This is a genomic window from Microtetraspora sp. NBRC 16547 (assembly GCF_030268965.1).
Classification (GTDB): domain Bacteria; phylum Actinomycetota; class Actinomycetes; order Streptosporangiales; family Streptosporangiaceae; genus Microtetraspora.
Genome location: NZ_BSSE01000143.1, coordinates 1 through 255, shown reverse-complemented (window position 1 = coordinate 255; position 255 = coordinate 1). Strand labels below are relative to the sequence as shown.

The following is a 255-nucleotide window of genomic DNA, read 5'->3' as shown; positions in this document are numbered from 1 at the left end:
GGCTGGTGGTGGCTGAGGCCGGGAAGGGCCACCACCTGTTCGGGCGGCGTTCGGTCGGCGCGTGGCTGGCCGCCGCCACCGGCTCGCGCGCCGCCCGGGCCGGGGAGCGCATCACTCTGGCCCGGCACCTGTCCCGCCTGCCCCAGACCGCTGCCCGGCTCGCCGAGGGCAGCCTGTCTTTCGGTTACGCCGCCACGATCTCCTCCGCGGTGCGGCATCTGGATGACACCGAGACCGCTTTGGCCGAGCCGATCC

At 74.9% G+C, this 255-nt stretch carries 1 protein-coding gene; it reads left to right on the top strand.

Translation table 11 applies throughout. The features are described 5' to 3' along the window. Positions 1 to 255 (top strand): DUF222 domain-containing protein (locus QSK17_RS35980; RefSeq protein ID WP_285711179.1); only part of this gene is annotated, 255 nt, incomplete at both ends.